This window comes from Vibrio sp. 10N.286.52.C3, assembly GCF_041468865.1.
GTDB lineage: Bacteria > Pseudomonadota > Gammaproteobacteria > Enterobacterales > Vibrionaceae > Vibrio > Vibrio crassostreae_C.
The window spans coordinates 25,894-42,312 of record NZ_JBFRJM010000066.1; the positions used below are offsets into that span (position 1 = coordinate 25,894).

The 16,419-nt window shown below is 43.2% G+C and carries 15 protein-coding genes; 11 read left to right on the top strand and 4 right to left on the bottom strand.

Annotated features, from left to right (window positions below):
• The first annotated feature begins 371 nt into the window (after positions 1 to 371).
• From AB4138_RS20325 to AB4138_RS20335, 3 genes are all read left to right on the top strand, one after another.
• On the top strand, positions 372 to 500 hold the full coding sequence (locus AB4138_RS20325; protein ID WP_017059831.1) for a hypothetical protein: 129 nt from the start codon (positions 372 to 374) through the stop codon (positions 498 to 500).
• A 205-nt stretch (positions 501 to 705) separates the two neighbouring features.
• Positions 706 to 1,317: an ACP phosphodiesterase gene (locus AB4138_RS20330; protein ID WP_017059830.1), complete on the top strand. Its 612-nt coding sequence runs from the start codon at positions 706 to 708 to the stop codon at positions 1,315 to 1,317.
• Between the two features lie 57 nt (positions 1,318 to 1,374).
• Complete coding sequence (locus tag AB4138_RS20335) at positions 1,375 to 2,646, top strand: DEAD/DEAH box helicase (protein WP_017059829.1); 1,272 nt, start codon at positions 1,375 to 1,377, stop codon at positions 2,644 to 2,646.
• 115 nt (positions 2,647 to 2,761) lie between these two features.
• Here the strand turns inward: AB4138_RS20335 and AB4138_RS20340 are convergent, their stop codons facing one another.
• Positions 2,762 to 3,505, bottom strand: coding sequence for a TetR/AcrR family transcriptional regulator (locus AB4138_RS20340; RefSeq protein WP_017064637.1), 744 nt, complete (start codon positions 3,503 to 3,505; stop codon positions 2,762 to 2,764).
• 150 nt (positions 3,506 to 3,655) lie between these two features.
• Here AB4138_RS20340 and AB4138_RS20345 point away from each other — a divergent pair, with 150 nt between their 5' ends.
• Genes AB4138_RS20345 through AB4138_RS20355 form a run of 3 tightly spaced genes read left to right on the top strand, consistent with a single transcriptional unit; the run spans position 3,656 to position 8,855 of the window.
• Positions 3,656 to 4,744 (top strand): efflux RND transporter periplasmic adaptor subunit, encoded by a 1,089-nt coding sequence (locus tag AB4138_RS20345; RefSeq protein ID WP_017064636.1) that lies wholly within the window; start codon positions 3,656 to 3,658, stop codon positions 4,742 to 4,744.
• Entirely contained in the window at positions 4,744 to 5,799 is a 1,056-nt protein-coding gene (locus AB4138_RS20350; protein ID WP_017065790.1) for an efflux RND transporter periplasmic adaptor subunit, read from the top strand. Before AB4138_RS20345 ends, AB4138_RS20350 begins: the two co-directional genes overlap by 1 nt.
• On the top strand, positions 5,796 to 8,855 hold the full coding sequence (locus AB4138_RS20355) for an efflux RND transporter permease subunit (protein ID WP_372307469.1): 3,060 nt from the start codon (positions 5,796 to 5,798) through the stop codon (positions 8,853 to 8,855). Before AB4138_RS20350 ends, AB4138_RS20355 begins: the two co-directional genes overlap by 4 nt.
• A gap of 179 nt (positions 8,856 to 9,034) precedes the next feature.
• Here AB4138_RS20355 and AB4138_RS20360 read toward each other — a convergent pair whose 3' ends face one another.
• Together AB4138_RS20360 and AB4138_RS20365 are read right to left on the bottom strand one after the other, a co-directional pair.
• The gene (locus AB4138_RS20360) at positions 9,035 to 9,772 is read right to left on the bottom strand and encodes an EAL domain-containing protein (protein ID WP_372175682.1); all 738 of its coding nucleotides are present in this window, start codon (positions 9,770 to 9,772) and stop codon (positions 9,035 to 9,037) included.
• 576 nt (positions 9,773 to 10,348) lie between these two features.
• Complete coding sequence (locus AB4138_RS20365; RefSeq protein WP_017067365.1) at positions 10,349 to 10,984, bottom strand: hypothetical protein; 636 nt, start codon at positions 10,982 to 10,984, stop codon at positions 10,349 to 10,351.
• A 252-nt stretch (positions 10,985 to 11,236) separates the two neighbouring features.
• Between AB4138_RS20365 and AB4138_RS20370 the strand changes: the two genes are divergently transcribed.
• The 3 genes from AB4138_RS20370 (at position 11,237) to AB4138_RS20380 (ending at position 12,741) form a co-directional block, all read left to right on the top strand.
• The gene (locus AB4138_RS20370) at positions 11,237 to 11,482 is read left to right on the top strand and encodes a DUF2164 domain-containing protein (protein ID WP_017059821.1); all 246 of its coding nucleotides are present in this window, start codon (positions 11,237 to 11,239) and stop codon (positions 11,480 to 11,482) included.
• Positions 11,483 to 11,635: 153 nt separating this feature from the next.
• Positions 11,636 to 12,175, top strand: a complete 540-nt coding sequence (locus AB4138_RS20375) for a cytochrome b (protein ID WP_017067366.1) — start codon at positions 11,636 to 11,638, stop codon at positions 12,173 to 12,175.
• A complete protein-coding gene (locus tag AB4138_RS20380) occupies positions 12,172 to 12,741 on the top strand; it encodes a YceI family protein (RefSeq protein ID WP_017064630.1) in 570 nt (189 codons plus the stop codon). The genes AB4138_RS20375 and AB4138_RS20380 overlap by 4 nt, the downstream gene beginning before the upstream one ends.
• Positions 12,742 to 13,015: 274 nt before the next feature.
• On the opposite strand, the gene focA is transcribed toward AB4138_RS20380, so the two are convergent.
• The gene (gene focA, locus AB4138_RS20385; RefSeq protein ID WP_017064629.1) at positions 13,016 to 14,467 is read right to left on the bottom strand and encodes a formate transporter FocA; all 1,452 of its coding nucleotides are present in this window, start codon (positions 14,465 to 14,467) and stop codon (positions 13,016 to 13,018) included.
• Positions 14,468 to 14,740: 273 nt separating this feature from the next.
• Between focA and AB4138_RS20390 the strand changes: the two genes are divergently transcribed.
• Both AB4138_RS20390 and AB4138_RS20395 read left to right on the top strand, forming a co-directional pair.
• Positions 14,741 to 15,646 (top strand): LysR substrate-binding domain-containing protein, encoded by a 906-nt coding sequence (locus AB4138_RS20390; RefSeq protein WP_010429535.1) that lies wholly within the window; start codon positions 14,741 to 14,743, stop codon positions 15,644 to 15,646.
• 205 nt (positions 15,647 to 15,851) lie between these two features.
• Positions 15,852 to 16,346, top strand: a complete 495-nt coding sequence (locus tag AB4138_RS20395) for a DUF1097 domain-containing protein (protein WP_017059817.1) — start codon at positions 15,852 to 15,854, stop codon at positions 16,344 to 16,346.
• The last annotated feature ends 73 nt before the right edge of the window (positions 16,347 to 16,419 follow it).

Below are 16,419 nucleotides of genomic sequence, written 5' to 3' on the forward strand. Positions count from 1 at the left end.
CTCGATTTTGAAGTATTCTGATTGAGTTTAATTCCAAATGCAATTCTTATTGTAATTAAAAACATCCACTGTAAATTAATATTTACACAAAGGGGCGTGTCAGCATTCAAATGAGCAAAGCAAACGTTTGACCATGATCGGTTTCAAAATTTATAGAGTAATTTATTGTACTTGGTGTAAGGTGGCAGTACATATGTCGTTCGCGTATACCCCTTTAGCGCAAAAAAGCGTTAATGATCGCGAGTAGCTTTAAGCTATGAATATGGAATGGGTAGAGTAGAGTGCGTTCATCAAAGTGACATAATATAAGTCCAAGATGGTGCACTAGTTAATCGGACATCATGTCCACATCAAGGAATAGAGGGGGCACAATGAGTGACCAATCTTATAATGACGAAAGTCTAGAGTTGTTAGATGCTATGGAAATTGGCATTGATTTGTCTGACTATGAGCAGACAGTGAAACAGTTAGCAGAAGAGCTTTTCAAGTCTTCGAACTAAGCTTTTAAGATCTTTAATTCAGTTTCAACTGAAACGTTTTAAAGCTAAAAGTTTTCTTAGCTAAAGCTTCTCAAAGCAAACAATTCTAAACTGAGCAAATCGTATTCGCTCACACGTCATACCAAAACTATCCTCATTAAAGTTCGCGAAGATAAACGAGTACGTTTACCATGTTACTTAGTTCTCGATACTTTAATGAGGTTCAATGAACTTTCTCGCACACCTTCACATCGCCAAGCACTGTAACAGCAACTTAGCAGGTAACCTGTTAGGTGATTTTGTTAAAGGCGACCCTAATAAACACTATTCTGATTCCCTTTCTGACGGTATTAGGCTTCATCGATTTGTTGATAGCTATACTGATCGTCATGATGTATCTCGTTCTGCAAAATCACTTTTCTCAGACCAAACACGACGCTTTGCGCCTATCGCACTCGATGTATTTTGGGATCACTGCTTAGCCAATCATTGGGATCAGTTTTCACAGCAGACATTAGAGCGTTTTTGTTTAGATAGCCATGAGCAGATCTTTGAACATCAAGAGCCACACTGGCCTGAAAATTTCGTTATGGTTCATCAGAAAATGGCTGAGCATAGATGGTTAGAGAGCTATCAAGACATGTCATCTATAGAGGTGGTGTTGCAGCGAATGGCGTTGAGAAGGCCTAAGCTCGGTATGCTCGAGGCATGTTACGATGACCTCGAACGTCACTATGATACGTTGCAGTGTCACTTTAATGAGCTTTATCCCAACGTTTTAGAGGAAGCTAAGCAGTTTAATGCGCTTCAAATGAAGAAAAATCAAAAGGAAAGGTAAACAGCGTAATGCAGGTTTGCTACAATCCGCGCCTATTTAATCTTTGAGCATCATACTATGTCTGAATCTACAAAATCTTTTAACCAACTAGGATTATCTGAGCATCTTCTTGCCACGTTGTCTGAGCTTAATTTTACGGCTCCTACCAGTGTTCAAGAACAAGCAATTCCATTGGTATTAGAAGGCAAAGATGTACTGGCTGGTGCTCAAACGGGTACAGGTAAAACGGCTGCGTTTGGTTTACCGATTATTCAAAGATTAATCGAGACAAAAGACAACGTTATTCCGAACCCTAAGCTCGTTCGTGCGCTTGTATTAGTGCCAACTCGTGAATTGGCACAACAGGTTTTCGATAACTTAACTAGCTACGCAAAGGGCACCGACATTAAAGTCGTGGTGGCTTACGGCGGCGTTAGCATGAAGGTGCAAACTGATAACTTACGCGGTGGCGCAGATATTCTTGTCGCGACGCCTGGTCGTCTTATTGATCACATGTTCACTAGAAACATCATGTTGAGCCAAACGGAAGTACTGGTACTGGATGAAGCTGACCGTATGTTAGATATGGGCTTCATGCCTGACATTAAGCGTATTCTTTCTCGCATGAACGAAGTGCGTCAAACTCTGTTCTTCTCTGCAACGTTTGATAACAAAATCAAAGCGATTGCACACCGTATGATGCAGAAGCCAAGTGAAATCCAAGTTACGCCAAAAAACAGCACCGCTGAAACCGTAACACAGATGGTTTACCCGGTAGATAAGTCGCGTAAAAGTGAGCTATTAGCGTATTTGATTGGTTCAAAAAACTGGCAACAAGTGTTGGTGTTCACAAAGACTAAGCAGGGCACTGATGCTCTCGTTAAAGAGCTTAAGTTAGACGGCATTAAAGCGGCATCAATCAATGGCGATAAGAGCCAAGGTGCGCGTCAAAAAGCCCTAGACGATTTCAAGTCAGGCAAAGTTCGTGCGTTGATCGCAACCGACGTGGCAGCTCGTGGTATTGATATTCAGCAGCTAGAACAAGTTGTGAACTATGACATGCCATTTAAAGCAGAAGATTATGTTCACCGCATCGGACGTACTGGCCGTGCGGGTAACAGCGGCTTAGCGATCTCTTTGATGAGTCAGGATGAAGCTTACCTATTGGGTGACATTGAGCGATTACTTGATACGCGCTTGCCTCAAGAGTGGCTAGAGGGCTTTGAACCAAGCCTTGAAAAAGATCTAGCGCCCGATCGTGGTGGTCGCAGCAAAAGCCGTTCATCAGAAAAACGTAAGATGAAAGCGAAGCTTAAGATTCACCAAAACCGCGGTAAAGCACGTCGCTAATAAGCTGTACAAAGCTCCAGTTTAAAGATCTATACATATAAAAACGCGCCGTTACAGTGACTTCTGTAACGGCGCGTTTTTGTATCTTATAAGCTCATCATGGGTATGAACCTGATTAAGCTTTATGTTCCTGGTTACACTTCCATTCACATGGCACTTCATAAATCAGCTCTTCAATCGAGGTTGGATTTAGAGCCCACTCTTCATCAATATTGAACTTGCTGACCATCTGCGTGTTGAAAAGCTGCCAATGCTTAAGTAGGGCGTCTTCGGGTGAGGTGACCATATCACCTTCATTCCAAGTGCTTTCCATAAAGGGAGTGAGGCATACAGCGCCGTTTGCGTACATGATCATTTGCCATTTAACTTCGTAAATGTTGATCATTTTGTCTGGGTTAGCTGCATTGTACTCAGCGGCAAGCCCGTTAATCTCTTTTTCAACATCGCCGACATTGTCGATGAAGTAATCAACTAGGTTGTCTTCTTGGCGAACAGAGTCTGAAATAAGCTGCATTGGCCTACGTGAGTGAATCATGTTGGTGAACAGACGCATGCTAAACAGGTAGATAGCGATATTTGGCGCAACATCTTTTGGCAGCTCTTCCATAATCTTACTGATGTAAGACTGAAAATAATCGTGTAAACAATCACTTATTGCATGCCAAATCTTTTCTTTGCTACCAAAGTGGTGGCGGATAAGGCTATGCGAGACGCCTGCCTTTTCACTGATGTTTCGCAGTGATACACGATCGTAGCCAAAGTCACAGAACATGTCTGCGGCAACGCTCATGATCAAAAAACGCGTCTCTTCGGCGTCTTTTGCACTTCTTCTACCTTGCTTCTTTTCGGTCATCTTCATTTCACATAATTACCTGATTACAACATTCTACACTGTTTTTACTGAAATAAAAAATACTGCACAAGTGGAAAGTAAAGCTTGAGAATTATTTAATATTAAATATACTGCCCACCTGTGTAATAAATCATAATAATTAAACGGAGAGGCATCATGCAGTTCAATTTGTCGATCAATGCCATATCGAGCAAGCGCATGGGAGCTGTTATTGCAGCACTATTGCTCGCAGGCTCTCTAACTGGATGTGACAAAGTTCAGTCAGAGGAAAATGTGCAGGTAATCAAGCCAGTCAAGCTGTTCGAAATCCCACAACAGACTGATATTGATCTCGATAGCTTCATTGCAAAGGTTGATGCAACCGACCGTGCGGCACTTTCTTTCCAAGTGGGTGGAGATATAGAAACCTTCGATGTTCGTATGGGACAAGAAGTGAAGAAAGGTCAGGTGTTAGCCGTATTAGACGCGACGGATTACCGTATTGCCGTTGACGCAGCCCAAGCTAAATTTGATCTGGCGAACAGCCAATACAAACAAGCTTCTGAGTTGTATGCGAAAAAACTGGTCAGTACCGATTACTACGACCAAGCCGTAAACACCTTTACTGCCGCTGAAGTTGAGTTGGACCAAGCAAAAACAAACCTTGGCTACACTACCTTAGTTGCTCCATTCGATGGCGTGGTATCGATGGTGTTTGGAAAGCAATATCAATTGATCGCAGAAAAGCAGCCTGTACTGAATATTTTGAATCACAGTGAAATGGATGTGACGTTTTCAATTCCAGTATCAAAGCTTGAAGACCGTTCTATTCAAGACCTAACGAGCTCAAACATGTGGGTTGTGATGGACAGCCACCGCGGCATTCGTATCCCGACTCGCTTTAAAGAAATCTCAACGCAACCAGATGAAGATACCAACAGCTACCAAGCGGTTGTGTCTATCGAAAAGCCAGAAGGCATCAATCTACTTTCTGGTATGACAGCGCAAGTTGAAGTTCAGAAAAGTAAATCTGACTACGGCATTGGTATTGTGGATTCAGCTTGGTTAAACAAAGACGTAGGCCATGGTGAACTATGGCGTTATAACCCTGACTCTCAACTGATTTCTAAAGTACAAGTCCTTCTTGATGAGCAAGGCAAGGTTATCGACGGATTGTCGTCTGGTGACCTTATCGTTGAAGCGGGTGTGGATGTGTTATCAGACGGACAACAAGTAAAAGCTTGGCTTCGTGAGGGCGGTATTTAATGAACCTTTCAAAATTATCAGTTGTTGTCGCGTCGGTTCTGTTACTTCAAGCCTGTAACAATGAAGCTGTACACCGTGAACAACCACCTTTGTTGGTTTCTACCTTTGAAGTTGGCGCACCGCTTACTAATCAGTTCAGAAGTTTTAATGGACAGGTGATGCCAGCTGAATTGACTCCCTTGGCATTTAAGCTAGCAGGCGAGATTCAACAAGTATTAGTAGAAGCGGGCGACAATGTCGAAAAAGGGCAGTTATTAGCCACCTTAGATAACGCAACGTACGTACAAGATCTGACTGATGCTCAATCTCAATTCAAACTGGCAAGCAAACAGTTGGCCCGTGGAACGGAGATGTTTGGCAGCGAAATGTTATCGCAATCAGAACACGACCAACTGACGGCTAACTATAAGCTCGCATCGGCGAATTTGGCGGCGGCGAAACGCAAGCTGAGTTACACAGAACTTTTAGCGCCGTTCTCAGGAACAGTTTCAACTGTCGATAAGCAACGATTCGAAAATACGACGCCTGGAGAAACACTACTGAGTGTGTACCAGAACGACAAGGTGTATGTGCGAATTCAAGTATCAGATTCGATCTTGGCGTCAATTAGCCCAGACATGCGTTCAAATAGCTATCGTCCTGAGGCGACCTTTGGCGGTCACACAGGCCAATATCCACTGACGTATCTAGAACACACCAGTGAACTGCACCCACAATCCCGTACCTACGAATTTTGGATGCAGATGCAGCAGCCTGAAAGTGAAATCCTGCCAGGCACGAGCGTTACGGTCAATGTAGATATGGCGAAAGCGGGCCTGAGCGATGTTCAAGGCTACCAATTACCAATGACAACGCTAGAAGCGGGCTCTGAAGCGAATCAGTTCTATGTGTGGAAAATGGAAGACGGACAAGCATTCAAAAGCGAAGTAGAAGTCGACAAGATCAGTGGCCAAGGCGCACTCATCGCTCATGGTGTTGAGCAAGGTGAGCTACTCGTAAATTCGAATTTAAGAAAACTCCGTGACGGAATCCAATTGTCAGGAAAAGCAGAATGAACATCGCAGAATATTCAATAAAGAACAAAGTAATCAGCTGGCTGTTTCTAGTCATTTTGACCATTGGCGGTGTGACGTCTTTTGGTAATCTATCCCGTTTAGAAGACCCAGCTTTTACCATTAAAGATGCAATGATTATTTCAACTTACCCTGGCGCTACGTCAATGGAAGTTGAAGAAGAGCTGACTTACCCACTAGAAAAAGAGATAAGACAGCTTCCGTACATCGACAAGATTACCTCGACATCATCGAACGGTATGTCCCAAATTATGGTCAGTATGAAGATGGACTACGGTCCAGACGAGCTGCCTCAGATCTGGGATGAAATGCGCCGTAAGATCAACGATCTACAACCAACACTGCCAAGTGGTGTAAATTCCGTTCAGATCATCGATGATTTTGGTGATGTGTTTGGTGTGATGATCATGCTGACCGGTGATGGTTACGATTACGTTGAGCTCAAACAGTACGCAGATTACCTAACGCGTGAAATCGAACTGGTTGACGGTGTCGGTAAAGTTAGCATTGCAGGTGACCAACAAGAACAACTGTTTGTTGAGATGTCACTGGAACGCTTAGCCGCATTGAACCTAGATATGTCGACGGTTACGTCACTGCTAGCACAGCAAAACAGTGTGGTATCGGCAGGCGAGGTGATGCTGAATGGTCAAAGCCTTACGATCAAGCCAAACGGCACCTTAAGCACGGTTGAAGAACTAGAAAACCTGATCATTCATGGTCGCGATACAGGTAACCTGATTCGCTTGAAAGATGTCGCTGAAGTAACTCGTGGTATTCAAGAAAAGCCGGGCAATGTATTAACGTACAACGGTAAACCAGCAATCAACTTGGGTATTGCGTTCTCTTCTGGTGTAAACGTGGTTGAGATTGGTAAAGCACTGGATGCGGAACTGGATCGCCTAGAAAGCATTAAGCCAGCGGGTGTAGAACTGAATTACTTCTACAACCAAGCGCAAGAAGTAGACAAATCTGTGGCTGACTTCTTAATCAGCCTAGTTGAAGCGGTAGCCATCGTTATCATTGTATTGTTGTTCGCAATGGGCTTACGCAGTGGTTTGATCATCGGTTTGGTTCTTCTATTGACGGTATTCGGTACCTTCATCCTGATGGATTACAACGATGTTGAACTGCACCGCATCTCTCTGGGGGCACTGATCATCGCGCTGGGTATGCTGGTGGATAATGCGATTGTTGTCGTTGAAGGTATTTTGGTGGGCTTGAAGAAAGGCAAAACCAAGCTTCAAGCAGCGAAAGACATCGTCAAGCAAACACAATGGCCACTGTTAGGTGCGACCATTATCGCTATCACAGCGTTTGCACCGATTGGTTTGTCGAAGGATGCGACAGGCGAATTCATGGGTTCACTGTTTTGGGTACTGTGTTTCTCACTGTTTTTGAGTTGGGTAACTGCACTAACACTAACGCCATTCCTTGCCGAGATGTTGCTTAAAGAAGAAGACAAGGTTGATGAGAACGAAGACCCATACAAAGGCATCCTGTTTGTGGTATTCGGTGCGTGTCTGAAAGTAGCACTTCGATTTAGATGGCTTACTGTAATTAGTATGGTCGCTCTATTAGCAGTTTCTGTCGTCGGTTTTGGTATGGTGAAGCAGCAGTTCTTCCCGCCGTCAAATACCCCAATGTTTTACGTAGACATGTGGATGCCAGAAGGCACAGATGTTCGTGAAACCATCAAGCAGACTGAAAAGGTTGAAAGCTACATTCGCCAGCAAGACGACGTGGAGTTTGTAACGACAACGGTTGGGCAGGGCATGCAACGTTTCGCACTGACTTACCAACCAGAGAAAAGCTACGAAGCGTACGCCCAGTTACAAGTAAGAACCACTGACCGCGACACTATGTTTAAGGCTCTAGCGGCGCTAGACAAAGACTTAGCGAACGAATTTGAGCAACCGACGTTCCAGTTCAAGTTGATTGAGTTTGGTCCGTCACCCGCTTCAAAAATTGAAGCGCGTATTATCGGTGCCGATCCACAAGTACTGCGTAACATTGCAGTTGAAGTCGAAGACATCTTGCTTGCCGATCCAGGCTCTCGAAATGTTCGTCATGACTGGCGTGAACGCACTAAAGAACTTGTACCACTGTTCAACGAATCTAAGGCTCGTCGCCTAGGCATTTCAAAAACTGACTTGTCTGAGACATTACAGATGGCGTTTGGCGGTTACAACATCGGCCTACTGCGTGATGGTACTCATATGTTACCTATCGTGGCGCGTTTACCGGAAGAAGAGCGTTTTGATTTCGAATCGCTAAACAATGTGAAGATTTGGAGCCCATCACTACAAACTTACATCCCAGTTGAGCAAGTGATTGATGGCGTAGAGCTTCAATGGTCTGAGCCACTGATTCAGCGTCGCGACAGAAAACGTACGCTAACAGTATTGGCTGACCACGATGTTCTTGGTGATGAAACGCCAGCGAGTCTGTTTGCTCGTGTGAAACCAAAGGTAGAAGCATTAGATTTACCAGCAGGCTACAGCATTAGCTGGGGTGGTGAGTACGAAAGCTCTAAAGATGCGCAAGAATCTCTGTTTGGCTCACTGCCAATGGGTTATTTGCTGATGTTTATCATCACGATGCTTCTGTTTAACTCGGTTCGTAAGCCGCTTGTGATTTGGTTTACGGTTCCACTCTCTATCATTGGTGTTTCAATTGGTCTGTTAGGTACCAATATGCCATTCAGCTTCACAGCGTTCCTTGGCTTATTGAGTCTAAGCGGCATGATTTTGAAGAACGGCATTGTACTGCTTGACCAGATCAACAGTGAGCTATCAACAGGTAAAGACCCATATTTAGCGGTTGTCGACAGTGCGATCAGTCGTGTACGACCGGTATCTATGGCAGCATTAACGACTATCTTGGGTATGATTCCTTTGGTATTCGATGCATTTTTCGGCTCGATGGCGATTACCATCATGGCAGGCTTAGGCTTTGCTACCGTACTAACGCTAATAGTAGTACCGGTGATGTTCGCTATTTTATATAGAATCAAACCGTCCACTGCGGGTTATTAGGGAATGATATAAAACAGATTCTTTTAAGCCAGCCCAGTCAAATTTGACTGGGTTTTTTATGCGTGTTGTCCCGTCCTGAAATGTGTTGACACGTGAGAGCGGTAAGAGGGTACGAATAGGCAAGCATTAAAAAATCCGCTACTCAATGGGCAAGCGGCTTTAAGAACAATAGGGCGATTCTAAATTGCTAGCCGTATGTCTAACTCAATCGGCTTTGGCATGGCTAAGTGGTAGCCTTGATACATATTGAAGCCTAAGCCCTGCATCGCTTCGAGTTGTTGTTGGGTTTCTATCCCTTCGATTACCGTCTTCGCACCGATTTGAGTAGCAAGCTTTAGGGCCAACTCCATTTCACTTGTGTCGCCTTGTTCAAAATCCAACATCACAGAGCGATCTATCTTGATGATATGAGGATTAATATGGCGAACCCGCTGTTCTGTTGACGCTTGTGTTCCGAAATCATCAACAGCGATTTGAAAACCATTTTCCGCCAATGAATGGGCTGCGTCTTTCAAACGTTCTTCACTCTCTACATTAAGCTCGACCAACTCCATCACAATTTGTTCGCACGATAAGTTAAGCTCGTGAAGGCGTTTAGCTAACAAGCTATCGCTGACCTTTTCTGCAGCAAACAACTCACCAACGTTTGGAAGAACGTTCAAAAATAGATGTAAATGACGGATTGTCGATTGTGCGAAGTTACGGATATGAATCGCTCGACTCAACCTCTCTACATTGATTTTGTCTGTGCTTGAGGTTTCGTCGGAATGGAAGAAGTGATCAGGACGAACAATATCACCTTTGTTATTTGAAATGCGCACCAAAGCCTCAACACCTATTTGAGTCATAGAAGAGTCGAATATAGGTTGATAGACGCTTCTAAGCGTCAGGTCTTGGTATTTCGCAATAAACTGCATATCAGCATCTACGGATATACAGCTAATAAATTCACTTCTGTCTGATAAAATCATAGTCGCTAGTAAAGAGGGCTTATTCAATGGCGGACGTACATGTCGCGGCTGTCACAATATTGACAGGTGTAAGTAAATTGTCAATTAATAAAAACTCATTTGTAGAGTCAATATTTAAATAAATATAATTAACGAAAAAACAGCATGATAATTGATATTAGTCATTAAAATTACTTATCATTCACCATTAATAATGACTATTGTGAATTTAATCTCTGAGTAATCTATCTCATATCAACACCAATCAATATAAGCTTTCAACGCCAATACACCAGGTGAAAGTAAGGATAAAGCCTCAGGTTATGGGGGAATGTCAAAGTTACATTATTAACAAACAACTCTGTTTGCATATAAATGATATCTACTTCTCAAAATATGATCGATGAGCTGATAAGTTATTATTTTATCGAAGATAAACTTTGATTGATTATTGGGTAGGGCTTGAGTTAGGTTTTATAAAATGTTGGGATGGAGGTCTAACTATTTACTTTCAAGACTGATTAAAAAAGTTGACCCGTATTCTTACTGCCATTGAAGTACTGCGTAAAGTTGCAGATATTTACGAACCAGTTGTTGATTTCCTGACCGCTTTAAAGGGTGTCCAAATTTAATGAAGCAAGGGCTGATTTTAAAATTATTATTTAAGTCAGTAGCGAATTGAGAATCACTCTCTCTTAGCGTGATACCTTGTTGGCTATATTCCGTGATCTCGTCTGGGAGTTCACCCATCCACCAATGCAATAATTCACCACTGTTTTTACTTCGGCTAATCCAATGGTCGGAGACAATGATCAAAACGTCATTGGGTTGAATGGAAAATCCATACTCTTGTTGCCAATTATGGATGTCCAACATTAACTTTCTACGACAGGTTTTCCCGGCGCTCACCATATGATGACTGATCATCCAAACGGTACCGATTTCGGAAGATATTCGGAAGTGTCGAGGCGTTTCTCTAGAGGAAAGCATTTCAAGTGGGCTGATGTTGCTTGCATGATTAAAGCTAACGAAGGTGTGCTCCATTCGGCGGGCAAATGCCTTACCTATATGGTGCTCACTGATCCCTTGATTGTGTACAGTAGGGTAGTGGCGTTCACAGAGCTTTAGGCAATCGTCTTGAAATTGATTAACGCTTTTAATCACTAGATCTAATAACAATGAAGTCCCTTATACACAGCTACTATCTTATTGATGGGCAATAGTACGGTAATTGCGGTTCCGTTACCTATCGTCAAAGTGCGAGTTCTTGATCTCTATATCAAAATTAACCATTGCTGAGTGATTTTATGGATAGCACTGGCGCTCTACAGGTCTGTATTCTAAATTATGAGGAATTCTAGCTAGTTACCTCGACTATAGTCTAGTCAGCAAATCACAATTGATCTACTTACTCTTTATTTGGAAACATTCATGACCATTCAATTAGATTCGAAACAAAAGTCTGAGCTTACTCATACGCTCCAAAAGTACCTGCAGGATGAACTCGATGTGGAGCTTGGTCAGTTCGACACAGAATTCTTGGTCGATTTCATAAGTAAAAAGTTTGGGGCGGTTTACTACAACAAAGGGATAGAAGACGCTCAAAAAGTCATGGAACGTAAAATGTTAGATATCTCAGATGAGCTTTACGAGATCGAACAAATCGTTGAAATCTAACGTTTAGCCCAAACTTGTTCAAATAATTTGAATAACTCGTTTAATTTGAAATGATGTTACCAATGTAAAGCTTGGTAAATAATATGTTACACAAACTTGGTGTAGGGTACGCTTTTCGAAACTACACTACTCGTTAACATTCGGAAGAGATGCATGGACAACAACGTTAGAAATTACAACCCTTTAGCAAGAGCGATGCATTGGATTTCAGCTCTCGCGGTATTTGGCTTATTTGGTGTAGGCCTGTGGATGGTTGATCTTTCATACTACAGCGAGTGGTACAAAACAGCGCCAGACTATCACCGCTCGGTAGGCATTCTTTTGGCTGCCGTTACCGTTATCCGCTTGGTCTGGAAACTGGTTACCGCGTCACCTAAAGTGGAAGGTAAAAGCTATGAAGTTGCAGCAGCGAAGATCGCTCACGGCTTCATGTACATCAACTTAGCGGTTTTGTTTATTTCAGGTTATTTGATTTCGACATCAGATGGCCGCGGGATAGAGGTATTCAATTGGTTCACTGTACCAAGTATGGGCGAACTGTTTGCAAACCAATCTGATCTCGCAGGTACGGTTCACTACTATGCTGCATGGGTACTGATCATTATGGCATCAGTGCACGCCTTAGCGGCGATAAAACACCACGTTATCGACAAAGACGATACGCTACGAAAAATGATAGGAGCTTCAAAATGAAAAAGTCAATTATCGCTACAGGATTAGCATTTGCTATGGCAATGCCTTTCGCTGCGAACGCCGCTGATTACGTGATTGATACAAAAGGTGCGCATGCTTCAGTTAACTTTAAAGTTAGCCACCTAGGTTATAGCTTTATCCAAGGCCGTTTTAACACATTCTCAGGTGATTTCTCATTTGATGAAAGCAACGTTGAAGCATCAAAAGTAAACGTAACTATTGATACAACAAGCCTTGATTCAAACCACGCAGAGCGTGACAAGCACATCCGTAGCTCTGACTTCATTGATGCAGGTAAATTCTCTGACGCTACTTTCAACAGCACAAAAGTGGTTGATAAAGGCAACGGCAAACTTGAAGTAATGGGTGACCTTAAGCTTCACGGCGTAACTAAGCCAATCGTTATCGAAGCTGAATTCATCGGTGCTGGTCAAGACCCTTGGGGCGGTGAGCGTGCTGGTTTCGTGGGTACAACTCGTCTAGAACTTGCTGACTTCAACATTCCAGTAATGGGCGCTTCAAGCTATGTAGACATGGAACTACACGTTGAAGGCGTAAAAAAGTAATCTAGCTTTCTAGCTCTCTGACAGGTATCAACATTATTTAGAAATATCAAAAGTTTGGTCGATACTAAATAGGTCAGCAGTTAGAAATAGAGAAAGGCGCAAAGTTTTCACTTTGCGCCTTTTTTATTGAGATAAATGGCAACGCGTTTAGGTCTGTTTTGTGTCAAACCGTTTAGTACGTTAAAAGCCACCATTTGCCTCTAGCCAGTCAACGTTGCCATGACTGAGTTATCTAATTGAACTACTAATCCCTAATAGTTCAACTTACGATTAGTTAAGCTGTTTCTAGTTCAGCTTGAGGAACCACGTTTAGTCGGTCACCGTAGATTGGACGCAGTGCTTGCATCACTTCAATGCGAGTCAACACACCCACCATCACGCCATTTTCTAACACTGGAAGCATATGTGGTTGGCTTACTTTCATCGCTTTTGCACGCTCTTCTAGAGAAAGAGATGTCAGGCGAGTAGCGAAGCCCATGCTTGTCGTCGGGTACAGTTGCTCTTTGTCGATGCATAGGAACTCAGCAACGTCCACTAGCTTGTCGTTTGCGTCGATTGCCACAACGTCACGGCTCATTAGGTCTACAACTTTTTGGCCTTTAGTTGGGATGTAATCTTGGCACCAAAGGTCAACCATTACGTCATGAACAGAGAAGATACCCACTAGACGACCTTCAACATCGCAAACAGGAGCGCTAACAAGTTGCGCGTCTAAAAGTGTATCAATCGCGACTGATGTTGGCATTTCTACGCTCAGTGTAATTGGTTGAGTGTTCATGATTTGCTTGATAGTAGTTGCTGTGTTCATAGTAATTTCCTTAACTGACGTAATTTCTGTTGTTTGTGTAATAGCGGTAATTTTTGCTGCTTTAAGTTGTGGGCGACGGTAGATGCTCCAGTTCGCTAAGCCGACCAATACTGAACCACCTACGATGTTGCCGATTGTCACTGGTATTAAGTTTGCTGTGACAAATTGCATGACGTTTAAGTCTGCGTACTGCGCCGGTGTTGCACCGATTTGCATCCAGAAGCTTTCCGGGGCGAATGTTTGAATCGTGATGCCTAGCGGAACCATGAACATATTCGCCACACAGTGTTCAAAGCCTGAGCTTACGAACATTGCAACGGGTAACACGGTCATCATTGCTTTGGTCATTGCGTTAGCAGAGCTGAACGTTAACCAAATCGCTAAACACACCAACAAGTTACAAAGCACACCCAAAGCAAACGCTTGAACTGGGCTGTGGTGCAGCTTGTGTTGAGCAATGTTTAGAGCGTTTAAGCCCCATTGGCCGCCATCCAGTTGATATAAGCCTGCTGCGCTTACCAAAGCCAATAGGAACATGGCACCGATAAAGTTGCCGACATACACTTTGCCCCAGATAGACAGCATCTTAGTGAAGGTGATTTGCTTGTTAGCCCATGAGATGCTGGATAACACTGAGCTGGTAAATAGCTCACCACCGCAAATCACAATCAAGATCAAACCCATACTGAATGCAAGACCGCCGGCTAAGCGACTCAATCCCCATCCAGCATCAGCGCTGCCCGTGGTTACCGTGATGTAGAACAAAAAAGCAAGCCCGATGAATGCGCCAGCCATGATTGCCAAACTCAATGTCATGCTGCTGGTTTTATTTGCTTTACTTAATGCAAACTTCTCTGCTTCCGCCATCATTTCTGTTGGTGAGAACAGTTGATGATTTTCAGAAGTGCTGGTTGCCATATCCCCCCCTTGAACAATCCGTCATGTGTAATTCCTAGTGTTAATGACTTGGTTAATCCGTAATGGTTAATCAGTAATGTTTTGCAGGGCTCGTTGTGTCCTGCCATTCCAGATTAGGGCGTTGATGGGTAGAGGTAAAATTGATAATTTTTAGAAACCACATCAAATTTATTGATATAGATTGGGTTACGCGTAGAATGAAATTGATTGCTCATTGGCTTTATAAAAAACGAGCATCAGGACACAAATAATTAAAAGCATTAAGGATGAATTTTGCGTTATTCATTAAAGCAACTCGCGGTATTTGATGCAGTAGCAGACTCCGGGAGCGTTAGTCAGGCAGCAGACAAATTGGCGTTGACTCAGTCGGCGACAAGTATGTCTCTTGCACAGTTGGAAAAAATGCTCGGCAGGCCTTTGTTTGAAAGGCAGGGCAAGCAAATGGCTCTTACTCATTGGGGGATGTGGCTAAGGCCTAAAGCGAAGCGTTTACTGCAAGATGCGCAGCAAATTGAGATGGGTTTTTATGAGCAGCATTTACTAAGTGGAGAGCTCAAACTCGGTGCAAGCCAAACACCAGCGGAACACCTAGTTCCTGACCTCATCAGTATTATTGATAACGACTTTCCTGAGATGCGAATCTCGCTCGGCGTACAAAGTACCGATGCGGTTATTGATGGCGTATTAGATTATCAATATGACTTGGGTGTTATCGAAGGTCGTTGTGATGACAACCGAGTTCACCAAGAAGTGTGGTGTACGGACCATTTAACGGTGGTTGCATCGGCTCATCACCCGTTTGCGAAGCGTGAACGAGTAAGCTTGGCGCAATTAGAACAAGCAAAATGGGTATTACGTGAACATGGTTCGGGTACTCGCAAAGTTTTTGATAGCTCTATTCACCATTTAATTGGCGATCTCGATGTATGGCGAGAGTATGAACACGTTCCTGTTTTAAGAAGTTTGGTTGCAAACGGCCCATATTTAACGTGTTTACCTTATCTAGATGTCGAACAGTTTGTTGAGTCAGGTCAACTTGTGACGTTAAATGTCCCTGAGCTTGAAATGGAAAGAACCTTGTCCTTTATTTGGCGTGCAGATATGGCAGAGAACCCACTTGCTGAATGTATCAAGCGTGAAGGTAAGCGCATGATGAAAGGCAAACGGTCGGTTCTTTAGCCGCTATTCAACACCAATGCTAATAACTAAATGTGTTGAATAAGCGATTCCGGTCTCTATCTAGTGATAAATGAACAACTTCATACATTATTAATGTGATCGTGATCGGCTAAATAAGGGCTATCTTCCCATAGTATGCTTACTTGATTTTAAGTGAGGCTAAATCCGGTTGCGTTCAATTACGTAATTAGGCTTTAGAAATAGTATGAGTACATTAGTCGCGATTTCATTAACAACAGGTATTTTGTCAGGTCTATGGGGATGGATTGCTATCTCTTTCGGCTTATTGTCATGGGCAGGTTTCTTAGGTTGCACCAGTTACTTTGCTTCGCCAACAGGCGGCGTTAAAGGACTTGCAGGTAGCCTATTGACCAACATGACTGGCGTATTCTGGGCAATGGTGATTATCGAAAGCTCAACCTTCGCAGGGTTAGAGATTTTAGGCTACATGATTACTGCTATTGTGGCTTTCTTTATGTGTATTCAAGCGAAACAAGCGTGGCTAGGTTATATCCCAGGCACCTTCATTGGTTGCTGTGCGACGTTTGCTGCAGGTGGTGATTGGCAACTTGTAGTGCCATCTTTACTGCTTGGTGGTGTATTTGGATACTTGATGAAAGCAACGGGGCTATGGCTTCACGAGAAATCGACTCAATCTTCGGAAGTTGTTGAACAACACGCTAAACAGGCAAAGGCTTAATTCGTTAACCTAACCTTAGTTAGTCACTGTGAACTCTTGCAAGATAACCCCCAATTAATTTGTATATCGATTT

What these genes read in the sequence shown, in the direction of transcription:
- AB4138_RS20340 (WP_017064637.1), bottom strand. Translation starts at nt 3,505, where the DNA reads ATGAAGATGACCGAAAAGAAGCAAGGTAGAAGAAGTGCAAAAGACGCC.
- focA (WP_017064629.1), bottom strand. Translation starts at nt 14,467, where the DNA reads ATGGCAACCAGCACTTCTGAAAATCATCAACTGTTCTCACCAACAGAA.
- AB4138_RS20335 (WP_017059829.1), top strand. Translation starts at nt 1,375, where the DNA reads ATGTCTGAATCTACAAAATCTTTTAACCAACTAGGATTATCTGAGCAT.
- AB4138_RS20360 (WP_372175682.1), bottom strand. Translation starts at nt 9,772, where the DNA reads ATGCAGTTTATTGCGAAATACCAAGACCTGACGCTTAGAAGCGTCTAT.
- AB4138_RS20350 (WP_017065790.1), top strand. Translation starts at nt 4,744, where the DNA reads ATGAACCTTTCAAAATTATCAGTTGTTGTCGCGTCGGTTCTGTTACTT.
- AB4138_RS20370 (WP_017059821.1), top strand. Translation starts at nt 11,237, where the DNA reads ATGACCATTCAATTAGATTCGAAACAAAAGTCTGAGCTTACTCATACG.
- AB4138_RS20395 (WP_017059817.1), top strand. Translation starts at nt 15,852, where the DNA reads ATGAGTACATTAGTCGCGATTTCATTAACAACAGGTATTTTGTCAGGT.
- AB4138_RS20375 (WP_017067366.1), top strand. Translation starts at nt 11,636, where the DNA reads ATGGACAACAACGTTAGAAATTACAACCCTTTAGCAAGAGCGATGCAT.
- AB4138_RS20345 (WP_017064636.1), top strand. Translation starts at nt 3,656, where the DNA reads ATGCAGTTCAATTTGTCGATCAATGCCATATCGAGCAAGCGCATGGGA.
- AB4138_RS20330 (WP_017059830.1), top strand. Translation starts at nt 706, where the DNA reads ATGAACTTTCTCGCACACCTTCACATCGCCAAGCACTGTAACAGCAAC.
- AB4138_RS20325 (WP_017059831.1), top strand. Translation starts at nt 372, where the DNA reads ATGAGTGACCAATCTTATAATGACGAAAGTCTAGAGTTGTTAGATGCT.
- AB4138_RS20355 (WP_372307469.1), top strand. Translation starts at nt 5,796, where the DNA reads ATGAACATCGCAGAATATTCAATAAAGAACAAAGTAATCAGCTGGCTG.
- AB4138_RS20380 (WP_017064630.1), top strand. Translation starts at nt 12,172, where the DNA reads ATGAAAAAGTCAATTATCGCTACAGGATTAGCATTTGCTATGGCAATG.